Source organism: Enterococcus sp. DIV1067f (assembly GCF_050543505.1).
Classification (GTDB): domain Bacteria; phylum Bacillota; class Bacilli; order Lactobacillales; family Enterococcaceae; genus Enterococcus_D; species Enterococcus_D entomosocium.
Genome location: NZ_CP172940.1, coordinates 2,240,124 through 2,260,223, shown reverse-complemented (window position 1 = coordinate 2,260,223; position 20,100 = coordinate 2,240,124). Strand labels below are relative to the sequence as shown.

At 44.2% G+C, this 20,100-nt stretch carries 12 protein-coding genes; 10 read left to right on the top strand and 2 right to left on the bottom strand.

Annotation, left to right across the window (positions count from 1 at the left end; translation table 11 throughout):
• Positions 1–15: 15 nt before the first annotated feature.
• From IGJ42_RS10465 to IGJ42_RS10440, 6 genes are all read left to right on the top strand, one after another.
• Complete coding sequence (locus IGJ42_RS10465) at positions 16–5,946, top strand: bacterial Ig-like domain-containing protein (RefSeq protein WP_430615359.1); 5,931 nt, start codon at positions 16–18, stop codon at positions 5,944–5,946.
• Positions 5,947–6,216: 270 nt separating this feature from the next.
• Entirely contained in the window at positions 6,217–7,893 is a 1,677-nt protein-coding gene (kdpA, locus tag IGJ42_RS10460) for a potassium-transporting ATPase subunit KdpA (protein WP_430615357.1), read from the top strand.
• A gap of 12 nt (positions 7,894–7,905) precedes the next feature.
• Positions 7,906–9,936, top strand: coding sequence for a potassium-transporting ATPase subunit KdpB (kdpB, locus tag IGJ42_RS10455; RefSeq protein ID WP_430615355.1), 2,031 nt, complete (start codon positions 7,906–7,908; stop codon positions 9,934–9,936).
• Positions 9,937–9,977: 41 nt separating this feature from the next.
• Complete coding sequence (locus tag IGJ42_RS10450; RefSeq protein WP_086299310.1) at positions 9,978–10,514, top strand: potassium-transporting ATPase subunit C; 537 nt, start codon at positions 9,978–9,980, stop codon at positions 10,512–10,514.
• 12 nt (positions 10,515–10,526) lie between these two features.
• Complete coding sequence (locus IGJ42_RS10445; RefSeq protein ID WP_086299311.1) at positions 10,527–13,127, top strand: sensor histidine kinase; 2,601 nt, start codon at positions 10,527–10,529, stop codon at positions 13,125–13,127.
• Between the two features lie 11 nt (positions 13,128–13,138).
• Positions 13,139–13,840 carry a response regulator transcription factor gene (locus IGJ42_RS10440; RefSeq protein WP_016613477.1) on the top strand — a complete coding sequence of 234 codons (702 nt, stop codon included), beginning with the start codon at positions 13,139–13,141 and terminating at the stop codon, positions 13,838–13,840.
• Positions 13,841–14,126: 286 nt separating this feature from the next.
• Here the strand turns inward: IGJ42_RS10440 and IGJ42_RS10435 are convergent, their stop codons facing one another.
• On the bottom strand, positions 14,127–14,558 hold the full coding sequence (locus IGJ42_RS10435; RefSeq protein ID WP_016613476.1) for a GNAT family N-acetyltransferase: 432 nt from the start codon (positions 14,556–14,558) through the stop codon (positions 14,127–14,129).
• A gap of 282 nt (positions 14,559–14,840) precedes the next feature.
• Between IGJ42_RS10435 and IGJ42_RS10430 the strand changes: the two genes are divergently transcribed.
• Entirely contained in the window at positions 14,841–16,181 is a 1,341-nt protein-coding gene (locus tag IGJ42_RS10430) for a peptidoglycan DD-metalloendopeptidase family protein (RefSeq protein ID WP_016613475.1), read from the top strand.
• A gap of 77 nt (positions 16,182–16,258) precedes the next feature.
• Here the strand turns inward: IGJ42_RS10430 and IGJ42_RS10425 are convergent, their stop codons facing one another.
• Positions 16,259–16,627, bottom strand: coding sequence for an iron chaperone (locus IGJ42_RS10425; RefSeq protein WP_005235074.1), 369 nt, complete (start codon positions 16,625–16,627; stop codon positions 16,259–16,261).
• Between the two features lie 418 nt (positions 16,628–17,045).
• Here IGJ42_RS10425 and IGJ42_RS10420 point away from each other — a divergent pair, with 418 nt between their 5' ends.
• From IGJ42_RS10420 to IGJ42_RS10410, 3 genes are all read left to right on the top strand, one after another.
• Entirely contained in the window at positions 17,046–17,558 is a 513-nt protein-coding gene (locus IGJ42_RS10420) for a hypothetical protein (protein ID WP_430615352.1), read from the top strand.
• A complete protein-coding gene (gene celB / locus IGJ42_RS10415; RefSeq protein ID WP_016613472.1) occupies positions 17,542–18,897 on the top strand; it encodes a PTS cellobiose transporter subunit IIC in 1,356 nt (451 codons plus the stop codon). The genes IGJ42_RS10420 and celB overlap by 17 nt, the downstream gene beginning before the upstream one ends.
• Before the next feature lie 101 nt (positions 18,898–18,998).
• Positions 18,999–19,727 (top strand): GntR family transcriptional regulator, encoded by a 729-nt coding sequence (locus tag IGJ42_RS10410; RefSeq protein WP_008378710.1) that lies wholly within the window; start codon positions 18,999–19,001, stop codon positions 19,725–19,727.
• Positions 19,728–20,100: the final 373 nt, after the last annotated feature.

Sequence of the window (20,100 nt, the reverse complement as noted above, 5' to 3'; positions counted from 1 at the left end):
TAATGGAGGAAAAAAATGAAAAAGAGAAATAAACGAATTCGTCATGGCATTGTTGTTACCGCTTTAGGTCTGTCCCAAGTGATCACTCCGGTCATGGCGCTTGCGGAAACCACGGAACAGGAACAGACCATTCGTACTTTAGATAACTCAAATCATCTGCTGGAATCAACCAGCGGCGTTGCCAATGAAACAAACACAAGCGACGCGCAAACAACTGAGACTACTCAAACGGATCGTTCTTCAGAAGAAAGCGGCGAAGCAACCTCCAAGACGGATGCAGCAACAACGAGTCAAAGTGAAACGCCTGCTACAACTTCATCAACGCATACAGCAGACACTACAGATTCGACGCAAACAAGTTCTTCAGAAACTGAATCGAAAGAGGCAAAAGGAGCCGAAAAGAGTTCCCGTGTCAGCACCCGCATCAATGGACAAGAGCTTTTAGAAAAAGGCACATTACTGACGATTGCTGGTGAGGAGTTCAGTCAAACGGAAGAAACGCGGATTTTAAACAATAGTCCGGTGAAACTGAAATTAGACTTTGAAATCAATGACGAAGACTATTTAGCCGGCACCACTGCTGTTTTTGACCTGCCGGAAGGCCTTGGTTTTAGTGATATGCAAGGAACAAATGAAGCAATCAATGCTTCGTGGGCAGTAGATAGTGCCGCCCATCAATTAACGATCACCTTTAACCAATCCATTCATGATGCATCGTTTTCGATCGAGTTGACCAGTTATCTTTATTCAGAAGACAAGCCTCAGCTAACCATTGAGATGGGCGATCAAAACCAGACAAGCTACGCCATTGATTTGTATGAAGAAGTTGACCCGATTCAATATGTGTCAGAAAAAAATGTCTTTGGGATGCAAGGAATGGTTTACTACAATACCGATCGGACATTATCTGGAACGGAAACTCTTTCACTGCATTTGGTTGATACGCCGGGTGCGTCCTTCAAAAAGATTGAGACCCAACCGTTAAAAGTCTTCAGCTATGAAGTGGATATCAAAGGAAAGATCAAGCCAGAAACACAAACAGCATTGACTGAAGGGACGGACTACACAATCACCTCAAATAGTCTCTACAATACTGCTGTTGAAGTCAAACAAATGGACAAGCAAAAGGCCTATGGTGTTTCTTATCAATTCACGATGAGTTTGACCGCGTTGACGGATTATACTTCTTCTTTTTCAAAAGGGTATCCGACGACCGGATTTGGTTCGGTACAGCTAAAACAAACAGCTGCCCAAAACAGAGGGTTTTCCTTCACGGCAGCAACCAGTAAAGATGAAAAAGAAGTCGATTCTAGGTATTATATGGGGGTTGCTTCTGCCAGTTTTATGAATGGCCTTTCTAAAGGAAACTACTATGTATCAATTCATCAAATGCCGACGGAGATGAAAGCAGGTCAACAAATCATTCTTTCGAGTCAAAACGGACAGCCGATCACGGCGAAACAGTTAACAGCAAGAGACGCCTTCTATCAAAATGTGACTTTTACGGATTATTTTTCTGTCGAAAATAATGGGGACAAACTGATTGTGACGGCCACAAAAGACAGCAATCTCACTCTTGGTTCCACGAACATAACCGTACCCTTTGATCAGAAAGATATCATCCTCAATGTCTCGACACCGTTAATTGCTAATAAAGAATTCAAAATCGTTGAAGACAACTACGTCGAACCAATCAGTGTTCTTAATCCCAATAACGCTGAAACTGCTTGGGGAAATTATGATCAAAATGGTGCCTATGCCAGTGACACTTCAGTCAATATCGAAGGCAGCACCTCACAACCGATCGAAAATTTACAAATGTTTATTGAACATCCCGAGTATCTTTCTTTAAGAAAGGTACCAAAAGTCGGCTTCTATTATACTTTAGGAACTGATTATACGATTGAAGAAGTAGCAGGCGGAACGATGGTCACCTTTACGTCGCCCATTACCTATTCTGTTCAATTTGATATTGGCTTCAATTATGTGCCAGATAGTTTAGCACCGACAAAATCAATTCCTAACGATACAATTCCAATCACGATTTCCGCGACAGGACTTGACACGGTTCATACCTCCGTCTATACCGGAAGAAAACTGTATTCTGAACGCACGCTCCAAAGCAGTAAGAATCAGTTTTTAGTCAACGCTCGTCAAGATACCATCAGTGATTTGACTGTTGAGACCCATGTTCCGAACAATACGGATGTTGTGTTTTCGATCATCGATGTTTCCAATGAACAAGTCAGTGGCATTTATCCACAGTACTGGGATCGTGGTTATTATGATAATCAAGCCATGAAAGAAAGCGATCCGAATTATCCAACGATCACCCATGATGAGGCAACCAACTATTACACCTTTGACTTTGGGACGACGAATCGACGCTACATCATTTCCTATCAGTACGCCAATGGTTGGCAGGAAATGAGTACGATTTATGTACCTGGTTTTGCAAAAGAGCCGCTATCAAATAATCAGCAAGGCTCAACTACCGTTTCGGTTTCCAATACAGCGACGGATATTATTGGGATTACTCAAAATACCGTGAATAATACAAAAAACATGACTCAGGTCAAGGTCACAACAAAAAATATCGATGATGGCTCGAAAAAAGTAGCAAATCCAACGATCCTTCTAAAATCATTGGGAAATACCAATGGTGAAATCGATCTTAGGTCAATCAATGTTTCAAATGTGCCAGACGATAGCTACGAAATCAAAGAAGTTGACGGAGACGTACAGCTTGTCTTTTCAAACTATGTTTTAACGAAAAATATCGAAATCAGTTACAACGTACTTTCACAAAACGCCGGCCAAATCTCAGCTTCAGCAACGATCGTTTCTGATACGATTGATACCTTGTCGGAAGCCAAACGGACGGCTACTTCGACGGTGACTAACCTGCAATTTTCGGCAGGTGATTCAAACGGGATCATTTACAAAACTAGTGCGTCACTTGATGTTTATAATACCGAAGAACCAACTCAGAAAATCGCAGGCGTTACATTGATGCTTTGGAATCAGTTGACTGGAGATGTTATTTCTGTTGTAACGGATGAGAAGGGAGAGTATCAATTAGCTGATATTTATACAGGGACCTATACGCTTTATGTTTCTTACGTCCCAGAAGGCTACGTTGTGCCCCAGGAGCTTCAACTCGGAAAAGAAGTCCAAGTGAATCGAACGGGCAATCATTTCTCTGTGGGCATCACGCCAGAAGAAGACTTGTCGACGATCGACGCCAAAGATAGCACGATCTACGTGGGAGATGAATGGCATGCTGAAGACAACTTTGTTTCAGCGACAGACAAGCATGGCAATGCGTTGACCTTCTCGGAAATTACCGTCAACGGTGAGGTCGACACATCTAAAGTCGGCACTTATGAAGTCAAATACATGAATGGCACCGTGAGCGAGACAGCGACGATCACTGTGGTGGCTAACCAAGAAACGGTGGCAGCCAAAGACAGCACGTTATATGTGGGCGATGCATGGACAGCAGCTGATAATTTTCTAGCGGCAACGGATAAAGACGGCAACACAGTGGCAATCACAGAAGTGACCATCAACGGCGAAGTTGATACGGATACACCAGGAGAATACCAAGTAATCTATCGTAATGGCAAAGCCGAAGCAACAGCGACGATCACGGTCTTAGCAGACCAAACTTCGGTTAAAGCCAAAGACAGCACCTTATACATCGGGGACGACTGGCATGCGGTTGATAACTTTGTTTCGGCAACGGACAAAACCGGAGCGAACGTTCCATTTTCAAATGTGACAGTTAGTGGAGCCGTGGATACTTCCAAAGAAGGCCAATATTTAGTGGTTTATCAAAATGGCAATCAAAAAGCAGTCGCCACGATCACCGTGGTTGCCAATCAAGAAACAGTCGTTGCCAAGGATAGTACACTTTATGTTGGAGATGCATGGGAGCTTGCGGACAACTTTGTTTCAGCAACGGATAAGAAGGGGCAACCGTTAAGCTTGGCAGAAGTCACCACCAGTGGTGACGTGGATACGAAAGTACCAGGAGAATACCAAGTAATCTATCGCAATGGCAAAGCCGAAGCAACTGCCACGATTACCGTGTTAGCGGATCAAACGAGCGTTCAAGCTAAAGACAGTACTTTATATGTCGGTGATGAATGGGAAGCCGCCGACAACTTTGTTTCCGCAACGGACAAAACCGGATCAAACCTACCATTTTCAGGAGTGACGGTTAGTGGGTCAGTCGATACCTCCAAAGTAGGCGAATATCCAGTGGTTTACCAGAATGGCCATGTTAAAGCAACGGCGACGATTACGGTCGTTGCCAACCAAGAAACGGTAGTCGCCAAAGATAGTACGATTTATGAAGGCGATGACTGGCAAGTCGCCGATAACTTTGTGTCGGCAACAGACAAAGACGGCAACGCAGTAAAACTGGCTGATATCACAACGATAGGTACAGTCGACAGCGCCATACCAGGGAAATATGAAGTAATTTATCGCAATGGCAAAGCTGAGGCGAAAGCGACGATCACCGTGTTAGCTGAGCAAACATCAGTTAAAGCCAAAGATAGCACCTTATATGTCGGGGAAGACTGGCAAGCAATCGACAACTTTGTCTCAGCCACAGACAAAACCGGAGCAAACCTACCATTTTCAGGAGTGATTGTTAGCGGATCAGTTGATACGAGCAAAGAAGGTCAGTATAAAGTTACTTATAGCAATGAGAAAATGGAAGCTATTGCTACGATTACGGTCGTTGCCAACCAAGAAACGGTAGTCGCCAAAGATAGTACGATTTATGAAGGTGATGACTGGCAAGTCGCCGATAACTTTGTGTCGGCAACAGATAAAGACGGCAATGCAGTAAAACTGGCTGATATCACAACGATAGGTACAGTCGACAGCGCCATACCAGGGAAATATGAAGTAATTTATCGCAATGGCAAAGCTGAGGCGAAAGCGACGATCACCGTGTTAGCTGATCAAACAAGCATTAAAGCTAAAGACAGTACCTTATACGTCGGCGACGATTGGGAAGCTGCCGACAACTTTGTCTCAGCAACAGACAAAACGGGAGCAAATCTACCGTTTTCAGGAGTGACGGTTAGTGGCACAGTCGATACCTCCAAAGCAGACGAGTACCCAGTGGTTTATCAAAATGGCAATGTAAAAGCAACTGCGATGATTACCGTGGTGGCTGACCAAGAAACGGTAGTTGCCAAAGACAGTACGATTTATGAGGGTGAAGACTGGCAAGCAGCCGATAACTTTGTGTCGGCAACAGACAAAGACGGCAACGCAGTAAAACTGGCTGATATCACAACGATAGGTACAGTCGACAGCGCCATACCAGGGAAATATGAAGTAATTTATCGCAATGGCAAAGCCGAAGCCACTGCCACAATTACCGTGTTGGCAGACCAGACCTCTGTGACTGTGAAAGATAGCATGATTTATGTTGGTGACAACTGGACAGCTGCCGACAATTTTGTCTCCGCTACAGATCGTGATGGTAAGACACTTACGTTGGAGCAACTGTTGGTGGACGGTTCGGTTGATACCAAAAAAACCGGAACCTATCAAGTCACCTATTCAATCGTAACCGATGAAGCAGCAACCCCTAACTTTTTCGCACGCTTATTTGGTACTGACTCACAAGAAGCAGTCACCGCCACAGCGACGATCAAAGTCATTGAAAAAGCAGAAGAACCAGAGGAAAATGATCAGCAGCCAGAGAAAGATGATTCTAATAAAGGGCAAGAAAAACCAACGGATGCAGGACAGCCTGGTAAACAAAGCAAAGCGACCGCAAAGGACAAACGGGTGTTACCAAAGACTGGTACAGCCATCACTCAAGGCTATTCAATTGTAGGAGCGAGCCTTGTGGCACTAGCGGGGATCGTCTTCTTTCGTAAGAAACACACGAACAAAAGCAGAAAAACGAAATAAGTCTCAATGACTCTAGCAGCGGATATCGTGAAGGATATCCGCTGTTTTTGTTTTTGTTTTTTTAAAACCTGCTGTATTGCGGTTTTTTTGTCCGATAAGCAGCCGTATAAAGAAGATATAAAGATGCTAGCAGAAGATTTACACTATTTTTATTTCTTTTTGCGTATGCTTACGTCATGAAGGAGTGAAGAATATGAATCTTGTTTTAGGAATAATCGGAGTGATCGTAATGATCTATCTCTTTTGGTACTTGTTTGAGGGGGGAGAACGATGAGTAGCTATTTTGTGCAAGGCTTTTTATTTTTACTGATCTTACTAGCAGCAGCGGTTCCTTTGGGCTGGTATATCAAAGAAATCATGCAAGGAAAAACACCGCGGTTTGTCCGCTTTATTCAACCCATTGAACGGTTGACCTATCGAGTGATTGGTTCGGTCAGCAAAAAAGAAATGACCGCCAAAACCTATCTATTTTCCGTCTTGGCCGTCAGCGTCTTTTCCATCATCGGATTGACCGGATTATTGATGGTCCAGCACTGGTTACCGCAAGGGGCGGCCGTTGAGAATTTGTCCTTTGACTTAGCATTGAACACAGCCGTCAGTTTTGTGACGAACACGAACTGGCAAGCTTACGCTGGGGAAGAAGCACTGACCAATCTTTCCCAAGCATTAGGATTAACGGTGCAAAATTTCTTATCTGCGGCAGTAGGACTAGCTGTACTGTGTGCCTTGATTCGTGGGCTGCAGCAAAAACAAAAACGAACAGTAGGAAATTTTTGGCAAGACATCACCCGTTCCTTGCTCTATATCCTTTTACCACTCTCATTGATTTTAGCAATCTTGCTCCTGTCTCAAGGCGTCGTCCAAACGTTGAGGAGCGGCGTGGAAGTCAATGGATTTGAAGGGAAATCCTTTTGGATGGCGCTCGGGCCGATAGCGAGTCAAATCGCCATCAAGCAATTAGGGACCAACGGCGGCGGTTTCTTTGGCGCTAACGCCGCCCATCCATTTGAAAACCCAACGATGTTCAGTAATTTTTTAGAAAACTTAGCGATCTTGTTGCTGCCAGCTGCTGTGATTTTTGCCTTTGGCTTTTGGATCAAAGAGTGGAAACAAGGACGTACGATCTTGATCACCGCAACCGTCTTTTTGATCCTGGCTTTTATTGGCGTAGTGATCAGTGAAGCTTATGGGCCGCAATTCAGTCAAGTGCTTGGGAATGCCAACCTAGAAGGCAAAGAAGTACGTTTCGGTATCGGTTGGTCGAGTCTCTGGGCAGTGAGTACCACCGCCGCTTCCAGTGGATCAGTCAATGCCATGCTGGATAGTTTCACACCACTCGGGGGTGCGATCCCGATGTTCTTGATGCAGCTGGGGGAAATCATCTTTGGCGGTGTCGGCAGCGGGCTTTATGGCATGATCGCTTTTCTATTATTGACGGTCTTTATCGCTGGTTTACTCGTGGGACGAACACCAGAATATATCGGCAAAAAAATCGAAGCTTTTGATATTAAAATGACGAGTATCGTTATTTTGACGCCATTGCTACTGACGCTTTTCGGGGCTATGTTGATGACCTTGCATCCTGACATCATGAGCTGGCTAACCAACCAAGGCGCCCATGGCTTTAGCGAACTATTGTATGCAGCAACTTCCTTCAGCAACAACAACGGGAGTGCCTTTGGCGGCTTGACCGCAGATACTGTTTTCCTGAATAGTTTGGGTAGTATCTTGATGTTCGTTTCACGTTTCGTTCCCATCGCAGCCATCTTGTATCTGGCAGAAAACATGGGTGCCAAAAAGAAAACCGTTCGTAATGAAGGAACCTTGTCAACCACGAGTCCAGTCTTTGTCACGATGCTAATCATTGTGATCATCGTGATCGGTGCACTGAGCTTTTTACCAGCGATGGCTTTAGGACCAATCGCAGACTTTTTTACAACGAAATAGGAGAGAGAAAAAATGAAAAAAATCTATCAATGGGCGGTCGGCGAATCCTTTAAGAAATTGGACCCTCGCCAACAAATCAAAAACCCCGTGATGTTTGTGGTTTACCTAGGGGCGATCTTGACAACGATTTTATGTTTTCAAGAACAAACGGTCCCGTTGTGGTTTAGCATCAGTGTGACCGTCTTCTTATGGTTGACTATATTGTTTGCCAATTTTGCCGAAGCAGTGGCAGAAGGGCGCGGCAAAGCACAAGCGGATAGTTTGAAGCAAGCCAAAAAAGACATCATGACCTACAAAGTCATGTCCTTGGAAGATGTCGCCAAAGAGGCTTTTATCGAAGTCCGTTCCTCCGATTTGAAAAAAGGCGACTTGGTTTATGTTCCTTCTGGCGAACAAATTCCTGCCGATGGGGATGTCGTGGAAGGTGCTGCTTCGGTGGACGAAAGTGCCATCACAGGAGAATCAGCACCTGTCATTCGTGAATCTGGTGGCGACCGTAGTGCAGTCACGGGAGGAACCTTAGTCGTTTCCGATTACTTGGTCATTAAAGTGACCGCTGAAAATGGTCATTCTTTTTTGGATAAGATGATTGCGATGGTGGAAGGGACACAGCGGAAAAAAACACCCAATGAGATTGGCTTGCAGCTGTTCTTAGTGACACTGACCATCATCTTCTTGGCTGTTTCCATCACATTGATTCCCTTTACTGATTTTAGCAGTCAGTTATCTGGTCGGGGAACGGCGATTTCCAGTGTGATCGTGATCGCTTTACTGATTTGTCTCGCACCAACCACGATCGGCGCCTTGATTTCCTCGATTGGGATCGCTGGAATGAGCCGTTTGACCAAAGAAAACGTCATCGCCATGAGTGGACGCGCGATTGAAGCTGCAGGAGATGTGGATGTTTTGCTGCTGGATAAAACAGGAACCATTACTCTGGGAAACCGCCGTGCCAGCGAGTTCTTACCGGTACCGGGGGTCACCGCCAAAGAGTTAGCAGATGCAGCGCAGTTGGCATCTTTTGCCGATGAAACGGCAGAAGGACGCAGTATCTTAATTTTAGCCAAAGAAGCCTTCAATATTCGTGAACGGGTATTTCAGCAAGCTGATGTCCATTGGATCGATTTTAGTGCCAAAACACGGATGTCTGGGATCGACTATCGTGGTGATGAGATCCGTAAAGGAGCTGCTGATACGATCAAGCAATACGTGACGGCAAAAGGGCAGACCTATCCCACTGCATGTGACGAGATCGTGGAAAAAGTCGCTAAAGCTGGTGGAACCCCATTGGTCGTAGTGAAAAATGGCCAGGTACTCGGGGTCGTTTATTTAAAAGACATCGTGAAAAACGGCGTCAAAGAAAAATTTGCCGACATGCGAAAGATGGGCATCAAGACGATCATGATCACTGGAGACAACCCTTTGACGGCAGCTGCTATTGCTGCCGAAGCGGGCGTCGATGATTTCTTAGCCGAAGCAACACCAGAAAACAAAATGAACCTGATTCGCGAATATCAGGAAAAAGGGCATTTGGTGGCGATGACGGGGGATGGAACCAACGATGCACCCGCACTCGCCCAAGCCGATGTGGCAATGGCGATGAATACCGGTACGCAAGCAGCCAAAGAAGCAGGGAATATGATCGACCTTGATTCCAGCCCAACCAAATTACTGCAAGTGGTGCAGATCGGTAAACAGCTGCTGATGACCCGTGGGGCATTGACGACCTTTAGTATCGCGAATGATATCGCCAAATATTTCGCAGTGATCCCTGTCCTGTTTTATGCGATTTATCCAGAACTTGCAGCGCTGAATATCATGAATCTTGGTAGTCCCTTAACGGCGATTTTGTCCGCAGTCATTTACAATGCAGTCGTGATCATCGCCTTGATCCCTCTGGCGTTAAAGGGGGTCAAATACCAAGAAAAACCAGCCAGCCAAATGCTGCGGCACAATCTTGTCGTCTACGGCCTAGGCGGCATCATCGCACCATTCATTTGTATCAAGCTAATAGATTTGCTTTTGTCAGCTGTTCTACTATAAGAGAAGTCCATCAGAGTCAAAGAGTCATTTAGGAGGAAAACATGATGAAGAACACCCTCTTTGCCAGTATCAAATTTTTACTATTTAGTACCGTGCTATTTGGCGGTCTCTATACATTATTGGTCACCGGTGTCGGACAAGTCTTTTTTGCCCATCAAGCCAACGGCAGTCAGATCGTGGAAGACGGAGCGGTTAAAGGGTCTGAGCTGCTTGCACAACCCTTTGACCAAGCAGGTTACTTCCAAGGCCGTGATCGAACCGTTTCACAATTGTCGCCCTATGATCCGACCCAAAAAAAGACTGTAGCTGAGCGGACAGCGGCGTTACTGGCAGAAAACCCAACCCAAACCAGTGTGCCGATCGATCTCGTGACCGCTTCGGGTAGTGGCGTTGATCCTGATATCAGTGTCGAAGCGGCACTTTTTCAACTGCCGCGGATCGCTGACACAAGAGGCATCGATGAACAAACAATTCATGATATAATAAACAGAAATAAAGTAGCTGATCTGTTCTCCACGAGAGAATATGTCAATATCATGACCTTGAATCAGCAGCTCGATCAATTACCCGAAGAATAGGGGGAAGCATCTATGAGTGAAAACAACCAGCAGACGATCCCAGAAGAGATGCTGCTGCAAGCCGGATTTGGCCCCAAACGTGGCAAGCTGCGGGTATTTTTCGGTTTTGCTGCCGGTGTCGGAAAAACCTATACGATGTTAACCGAAGCCCATGAGTGTTTGCTCATGGGCAAAAATGTGGTGATCGGCTATATCGAACCCCACAAACGTCCCGATACCAATCGATTGCTTGAAGGGTTACCACAAGTACCATTAAAGCAATACCAGCACAAGCAATTGACCCTATATGAGCCGGATATCGATCGACTGATCCAACTAAAACCAGATATCGTCTTGATCGATGAGTTAGCACATACCAATCCCATTGGTGCGCGAAACAAAAAACGTTACCAAGATGTTGATGAACTTTTGCATGCAGGAATCACCGTCTACACGACCATCAATGTCCAGCATATCGAAAGTCTGAATGACATCGTGGAAAAGGTCACGGAAGTGGAAGTCAGAGAAACTGTACCCGACACCTTTTTCCAGCACGCCAGCTTACGAGTGGTGGACGTTGAACCAGACGAACTGATTGATCGGTTGGAACAAGGCAAAATCTATGCCGATGAAAATGCCAAGCGGGCACTAAAAAACTTTTTTACGCCAGAAAAACTTGATCATTTACGTGGATTAGCGATCCAAAAAGCTTCCAATCATATCAATCAAATGAACGGCGGTCGAAAACGAGTCCAAAGCAAGCTTTTGACGATCATTGATGATCGCTTGCCGAAAATGGCAGAGAAATGCATTCGTTGGACCGCCCGCTTAGCCCAAGGAGTGGGGGCGGAATGGACGGTGATTCAAGTTCGATCGTTAGATGATACACCTACCGAGGTGCCATTGGCAGAGCGTTTGGGAGCAGAAGTCATCAACATCGAAGCGGATGACAGTTTTGAGACCATCGTAGAGTATGCCAAAATGACGGGTGCCAGTGACATTATCATGGGGAAACAGGTTTCTCAGAAGTGGTTCCAAAAATTGTTTGTCGAGGATTTGGAAGACCGCTTGATTCGGCGCCTTGATGATATTGAGATCCATTTGATTCCTTTTAAAGAAAAAATGCAGCGACCACGGCTGACGTTTTCGCAATTATTTGAAGGCGGTGGTCGAGATTTCAGCTTGACCTTTGGGCTGATCATGCTCGCTACCATAGTGACAGAAGGCATGCAGTACTTACATTTCGGCGATCAGAATTTGATGCTGGTTTATATCTTTTTTGTTCTCTTAGTGGCACGTTACACGAGTGGCTATCTATGGAGTGCCATGGCATCGATCATTAGTGTCCTTTCTTACAACTGGTTCTTTGTCGAACCTTTGTATTCCTTGACGGTCTATAAAGCAGGCTATCCAATCACATTAGTGATCATGCTGATCGTTGCCTTAATGATCAGTAATTTGATGGTTCGATTGAAGACCCAGGCAGAAAATGCCAAGGAAAAAGAGCATCAAATGGAGATATTGTATGAGTTGAACAAACAATACATGGAAACGCGGAATGAGCAAGACATTTATGAAAGTACGACCACCTATTTGGCACGCTTACTCCAGCGAGAAGTGGCGTTATATGACAGGGAAGGTCACTTGAGAAGTCTGCATTCTTCAAGAGAAACATTGTCTCAAATGACTGGCAAGGATGAGAAAGCCGTCGCTTTTTGGGTCGTGAAAAATCAAAAAGAAGCCGGTCGCGGCACAGATACTCTGATTGGTGCCAATGGATTTTACTTGCCGATCGTTTTAAACGGCAAACCACTAGGCGCCCTTGGGGTAGAACGCAACGAGGAGCATCAGTTGGCCAATAGTCAATTGAATTACTTGCGCCTTGTGATCACCCAAATTGCTACCGTGTTGGAGCAAGTCTCTCTGGCGAGTGAGAAAGAACAGATCCAATTAGAAAACGAACGGGAAAAAGTCCGCAGCAATCTACTGCGTGCGGTTTCTCATGACTTGCGGACGCCACTGACGACGATTTCTGGCATTGCCGAAACATTGAGCGAAACCGAAGGCGCGATCAAAAAGGAAACGAAACAAAAGCTGCTAGGAGATATCCAAAGTGAATCCCAGTGGTTGATCCGCATGGTCGAAAACTTACTGTCGGTGACCCGCATCAATTTGACTAACATGGCGGTCAAGCGCAGTGAAGAACCAATCGAAGAAATTATCGAAGCGGTTTTAACGCACCTAAAAAAAGTCTATCCGCAACAAAAAATCATCGTGAAGATGCCCGATCAGCTGATTTTTGTCAAAGTCGATCCAATCTTGATCGAACAAGCCTTGTTTAATTTGATTGAAAATGGCGTACGCCATGGAACCGCCGATACACCGATTTTCTTGCGAGTTTTTCAGGAGCAAGAAGTGGTCATTGAAATCGAGAACCAAGGGGAGATCCCCCTAGGGCAATACCAAAAAATCCAAGCGAATTTGACTAATGACACCGAAGTGCCGGTGGATTCCAAAAATGGACTAGGCATCGGACTGAGTATCGTTAAAACCATCATCCATGCCCATGAAGGCAAATTGGCGATCGAAACGAAAGCTGGCAGTACCATCTTTCGTATTTATTTAAAGCAGTAAGGAGGAAGAGCATGCAGCGACATTTTTTATTGATTGAAGATGATTCGAATATCGTTGATTTTATGGAGGTCGTCTTGCAAAGAGAACACTACAACTTTACGTCAGTTGGCACGGGCATGGAGGCATTGATGCTCTTGCAGGAAGAAACTATCGACTTCATCTTGCTGGATCTGGGCTTACCGGACATTGACGGCATGGAGCTGCTGAAAATCATTCGTAAGCGCATGAACACACCGATCATCGTGATCTCTGCCCGCAAAGATGAACAAGACAAAGTGCAAGCGTTAGACCTCGGTGCCGATGATTATGTAACAAAGCCCTTCAGTACCAATGAATTATTTGCCCGTATCCGCACGGCATTGCGGCACAAGGAGTCAGCTGCCTTTAGCAGCAGCCCGATTCTCGTAAACAAGGAGTTAACGATCGATTTTGAGAAGAAAATCCTGTACAAGAATCAAAATGAGATCCATTTGACCAAAAACGAATACCGCATCATGGCAGTAATGTTCAAGAATTTAGGCAAAGTCGTCACTTACGATACGCTGACCAGTGAAGTCTGGGGACCTTTTGCAGCGGATGCACAAACCTTACGAGTCAATATCTCAAACATTCGCAAAAAAATCGAAACCAATACGCTGCAGCCAGAATATTTGATCACTGAAATCGGTGTCGGGTATCGCTTGCGGGAGTATCCAGCAGAATCTTCTGTATAAGTTCGATTCAATCCTAAACAGCCTCCTCCTAAAATTTAGGAGGAGGCTGTTTACTTTCATTGCATCGATGACCATAGTATCCACTGCTTTATACCATTTGACAGTGCCAATCCAAAGGAAGATGGGACTGCACGAAGGGGAAAATGTCGCTCATTCAAATTTTGTATATTTGTCCTATATGTATTGCTGGGAAATATGTTGTTTGATCAGTTATACTTTTTTTATTAAACAGTTTCCAAAGGGTTCGTTAACTAACAGGTAGAAAAAAATAGGAAAAAGAGCAGCATCAACGATGCCACTCCATGGTGTTTTCGATTTCATTGGTATCAGAATCCAGTTGTTCAGAAACGATGGTAAAGCCGTTTTTGAGATAAAACGCAATAGCAGCTGTATTTTTTTGGTAGACATTCAGAGTCAGCTTCTCGTGTTCTGCTTGTGCTTTTTGTAAAAGCTGCTTGCCAATGCCGTGGGCACGATAGTCTTTCAAAACGAAAATACCAGCGATATAATCACCCAACATCCCGATGAAGCCGACGGGCTGATCATCCACCGAATAGGTGTAAATAAGGGCATCAGAGAAGGCTTTTTTCACAAAATCATAGTTATCTTGCCAATGGGCAGCCGAAATAAAGTCATGGGCATCCAAATTACTTTGCAGCCAAATCTGGGCGATGGTTTCTAATTCAGAATCAGTAAATTGGGTCACTTGTTGTATCATGAGATCCTCCGTTTTTATTCAGTATAGCATAGGTACATTGCTGATTGCTGCAAATAGCGGCACTTTTGTAGGCAATCGGTCAGGAGACGAACCGCTTGATAAGTAACGAAGGTTAAATGACGAAGAAAAGCAATCTTTTTCGTTGAAATATTCTAACAATTTTGTTTCAGCTAGATGTCAATTTCTTGCAGCCAGATGTTATTTGTGTGAAAACAACCCCAAGAATGAAATCTTTCGGTATGCTAGAGAAAGCGATAAGACACATCTAGTTAAGGAGAAAAAATGAAAAAGACACTTTTGGTTGCAAGTTCACTTGTTTTGCTGACGCTGCCTGTCGTGACGGTATCCGCAGACAGCTTTGATCAGAAGATCCAGCAGCAAAATGAAAAAATCAATGACATAAAAAATGAATCTACCTCATTAGAATCACTGAAACGCTCCACAGAGGCAGAGATTCAATCGATTGAAGGAGAAATCCAAGCAATCCTACAAAAGAAAACGACGACGGAAGAAGAAGTCAATTCCTTGGCACAAGAGATCCAAGTCCTTGAAGAAAAAATCATCAAGCGCACAGAGGTACTGGCTAATCAAGCGCGTGACATTCAAACGTCGGAACCTTCCAATCGGTTGTTCCAAAAAATCGTTGATGCTGAATCCATCGGAGAAGCCATTCAACGGGCGATCGCTTCAGTAACGATCATGAATGCCAGCAATAGCATCGTCGAACAACAGCAAGAAGATATCGCAACGAGCCAGCAATTGGAAAAAGAGTTGCAGGAACAATTGGTTGTGATCGAAGAGCAGTCAAACGCATTGCAAGGAAAACAAGCGGAATTAGCTGATGTCAAATTGAATCAAGAAGTTGAACTAGCGGACCTTGCCTTGGCATTGAACACCGAAGAAGAGAAAAAAGACCGATTGGAAGCGGACCAAGCAGAAGCAAAACGGCAACGAGAAGCAGCGTTGAAGCAACTGGCTGAGCAAGAAGCACAAGAAGCAAAAGCGCGCAAAGAAGCAGAAGAAGCAGCAAAACGCCAGCAAGCAGCAGAAGCCGAGTCAGCTAAAACTGCTGAAAATCCTGCCGTTCAACAAGCAGCAGTGGCAGCAGCACAGCCGAAGACGGAAGCAGCAGTGGCGCCAGAAACATCGGTGGCTCCAGAAAAAACTGCAGCTACTCCTGCACCTGTGAAGCAAGCAACTGAGCCAAAAGAACAAGCAAGCACAGGTGGATGGCAAATGCCAGTCGATTCGGTTCATATTTCGAGTCGTTTTGGGTATCGAACAGATCCAACAGGGGCATCAGGAAATCAACATAATGGCATCGACTTTACCGGGGGGACAGGAACACCGATCTATGCGATTCAAGCAGGCGAAGTTGTCGAAGCGGGCTATGGTCCGTCAACTGGTAACTATGTGATCATCAAACATGCCAATGGCATTTACAGCTACTACATGCACTTTAGTACACTGCCAGCTGTCTCGGTCGGACAAAGCGTCTCAGCTAGACAATATGTAGGCGGTATGGGAACGACTGGAAATTCAACTGGCGTCCATCTACATTTAGGGATGTCAACAAGCTTATGGTCAGGATTCTTTGATCCGGCACCAGAATTGGGCTTATAATAGTCAGAAAATCCGCAGAAGCGAACAGGCTTCTGCGGATTTTTTGGTTGCTATTCTTTTACGAAGTCTCAATTGGCTCAGCGCCAAAAGCGGGTCATCTCCGCTTTGTCTTTCAGGTTGAAAGCGATCATGTCTTCAATCAATGCTTGATCGATCGGCTCAGTCCACTTGATGCGAAAAATGTTATCCGTATGGCTGTAGCCAGCTTTTTCAATGGCATCGATAAACTGTTCAAGACACTTGGTTTCTGGAGAGACAGAAAAGTGCGGTTTTGAAACGCTGAAACCGATAATAAAGGTTTCATGGGCGGTGAACATCGGCTGATTCCATTTAATGACTGGAACGAGGTCAGGAAATTTCTTGGTAATAGCGGCAAATAAGGCACGCAGTTTTTCTTGTTTTACTGGATCTTCAATGCTGGTTAAGTAAGTTTCTAATACATCCATTGGGAGATCTCCTTTCGTTTTAAGGAACGAGTACAGGCAATGTCGATTAATAAAAATAACGCATGTTTGAAATCAACTATTTTGTTACTTAGAGTGTACTGTAAAGTTAGTAAGTTGACAAACCTGTTGCCTTGCATGGGGGATAAAGCCTTCAGAAACAAACATTTTTTGCAAAAAGTAACGCTAAAAACAACTTTTTTTCTGCTCGAACAAAAGCCAAACATCAGGAACATTCCAGTATTATCCTGCACGGTTCCTTGAGATCAGCTTAACTTTTCAGAAATAACAAATGAAAAAGCAGATTATTTTCAGAGAAAACTTTCAAAAAGAAATCGGTTGCATTCAACAAGAATTCTGCTAGAATATAACTTGTTCGAACAAGTTGTTGAGCGAAAGCAAAAAGAAAGGAGGAGGACTTGTGACCAAAAGGAAACCGGTAACCCAAGCAGCCAAGAAAGAATATGCAAACAAAAGTATGCGGTTTAATCGTTTTTTACTTTTTCGTTATATGACTGCGATCTTTTTCTTTGTCAATCTTTATTGGACCCTAATGAGTCTGTCTCAATGGACATGGGCTGGTTTGATTCCCATTGCCTTATTGATCGTTGATGGACTTATACTTATTGAACAAACTCAAAAATATTGGCAGCAATCGAATCGTTTACTGGTGACAAAAATCGGATATTGGCTCCAATTCGGTGTCAATCTGATTGCAATTCTATTTATTTTGATCGGACAGCAAGCAACATTGATTCCTTTTATGAATCAATCGGGTAGAGGCATCTTACTTGCCTTGTTTACTGTCGGCATGATCGCGTGCCTGTTCATCCAGCGTAAAGCGTGGTTGATCGAGCATGACCGCGACAAATATTTCACGTATTTGACTACATTTGAAACTCAAGGAGGAACAGTCAATGGATTCAGAAAATAACAAAATGTTTGCCTTCTTGGACCGCTACTTAATGGGTCCAATGGGGAAAATCTCACAATTACGGATCGTTCGTGGGGTCATGGCAGCCGGGATGGCGTCGATTCCTTTCACTATTGTAGGATCTATGTTCTTGATCATCAGCGTTTTACCCCAAAGTTTTCCTGTATTAGAGGGCATTTGGAGCACATCATTTGATAAAGTAGTTAATCTATATATGCTGGGTAATACTGCAACAATGGGGATTTTAGCACTATATTTTTGTATTGTCTTTGGATATGAGTATACTAAGATTCAAGCACAAGAAGAAAAACTTGTTTTAAGTCCAGTCAATGGGGCATTGCTTTCAATGATGGCGTTCTTTATGTGCTTACCGCAACTAGTGTTTGAAGGCGGAGTAGCCACGCTAGTAGAAGTGATTTCTGACGATCAAAAAATCATTAATGGTTGGGAAATCGGAGGAGGCGTTACTCGTTTAGGAACAACTGGGATCTTTACAGCGATCATCATGGCGATCATTGCGGTAAAAATCTACGCGTTTTGTGTGAAGCGCAATATTGTCATCAAAATGCCTGATACAGTGCCTACAGGTGTTTCTTCCTCATTTACTGCTTTGATTCCTACAGCGCTAATCGCACTTACTGTAATCGTCATCAATGGTGTATTAGTCGCAATGGGCACAGATATTTTCAAAGTCATTGCGATTCCTTTTAGTTTCGTGACGCAATTGACCAGTACTTGGGTCGGACTACTTGTTATCTACTTCTTCATGCATGCGCTCTGGATCGTGGGTATTCATGGGGCAACGATCGTGACCTCATTCTTGACGCCAATCGTATTGTCGAATATGGTGGAAAACCAAAATGGTGCCAACATTGCCTTTGCGGGTGAGTTTAACAATAGTTTCGTAACGATCGGTGGTTCAGGAGCGACGTTAGGAATGGTGATTTTCATCGCCTTCTTTGCAAAATCAGCGCAGTTAAGTGCTTTAGGAAAAGCAGCGATCGTGCCATCCTTCTTCAATATCAATGAACCGATTTTGTTCGGGATGCCAGTGGTATACAACCCGTACACAGCGATCCCATTCTTCTTAGCACCGATGGTTTCAATGTCCGTTGCTTATTTTGGCATCAACTTAGGCTTTGTTAACCCACCGATTGCCCAAGTAGCGTGGCCGACCCCAATTGGCTTATCCGGCTTTATTGGTTCAGGTGGTGACTGGCGTGCCTTTGTCTTAGCAATCATCTGTGCAGTCGTTGCTTTCTTGATTTGGTTCCCATTCATCAAAATGTATGATGGCAAATTATACAAGGACGAACAAGCAAACGCAACGAAGGCATAATCAATCCGTTTTTTTGATAAGCCGGCTATGAAAAATAGCTGGCTTTTTTTACGCCAAAGATCATAATAGTAGTAGAGAATCCGAAGGAAAGGAGTAGGCAGATGACGAAACTCAGTATTGAAGACTTAGCAGCAGAATTGATCAGAAAGATCGAAGCCGGTGATATTGGAAATGAGCAGGGGAAGATGCCTAGTGAACGAGAGCTTTTGGCAATTTATCCAGTTTCTCGTTATACGTTACGCCAAGCCCTCAATAAGTTGAGCAAGATGGGCTGGATCTACCAGATGCAAGGCCGCGGCTCGTATATTCGTTTTCATAACAACCAAAAACCGACCATTGAACAAGGTGATCTTGGCTTCAATGAAGACTTGACACGGGGCGAGAAAAACATTCGAACGGTCAAAGCCTCAAAGCGACTGGTCAAAGTATCAGAGGCGTTGTTTCTCCCAAGTCAAAAACAATTTGCGAAAGATCAGCACTTTATCGAAGTCCAACGGTTTCGCACGCTAGATGACAAACCGTATTTGATTGAGCGTTCCTATTATATACCTGAAATCGTAGGGGAGATCTCCGAAACAATGATGGAGGGGTCAATGTTCCAAGCTTTGGCAGAAGAAAAACAACTGACAGTTGCCTTCATCGACAAGTTCATCCAAAGCAAACCGCTATCACAGGAACAAGCTGCGTTTTTTCATCTAGAAGAAGGCATGCCCGCACTGATCGTACGAGACGACAGCTATCTGAGAAATGGGGAGCTATTAGCCTTTTCGATGATCCATTATGATTATCGGATGGCGACATTATACATGCATAAAAAGTTATTCGTTTAAAGCAAACTGATTTTCAAGAAACGGTTCTTTCTTTTTTTGAAGGCAAGAGAAAAGCAGCCCATCAGGGAGAAAAAAGACTTACAGTTGCTGAGCAGCGGACTGGAACCGGCTTTCAAACTGAGAGAAAAAGGATCGCTTCCAATGGATGAAAGATGACTGAGCAGTAAAACTATATAATAGGTAAAGAATCGATCAGCGACCTTGGCTTATAAGGTCGCTGTTTTTTTTTGAGGGGATTGATCGGCGGTTAGGAAGGCGTGATTGTTGATTTAAGATAAAGATCGTTTAAAGAAGACTATTCGTTTCCTTAATACGAGGATATTTTGCTCATTTTTTAACAATATCATGTGGATAACCGACTTGCTCTGACAAA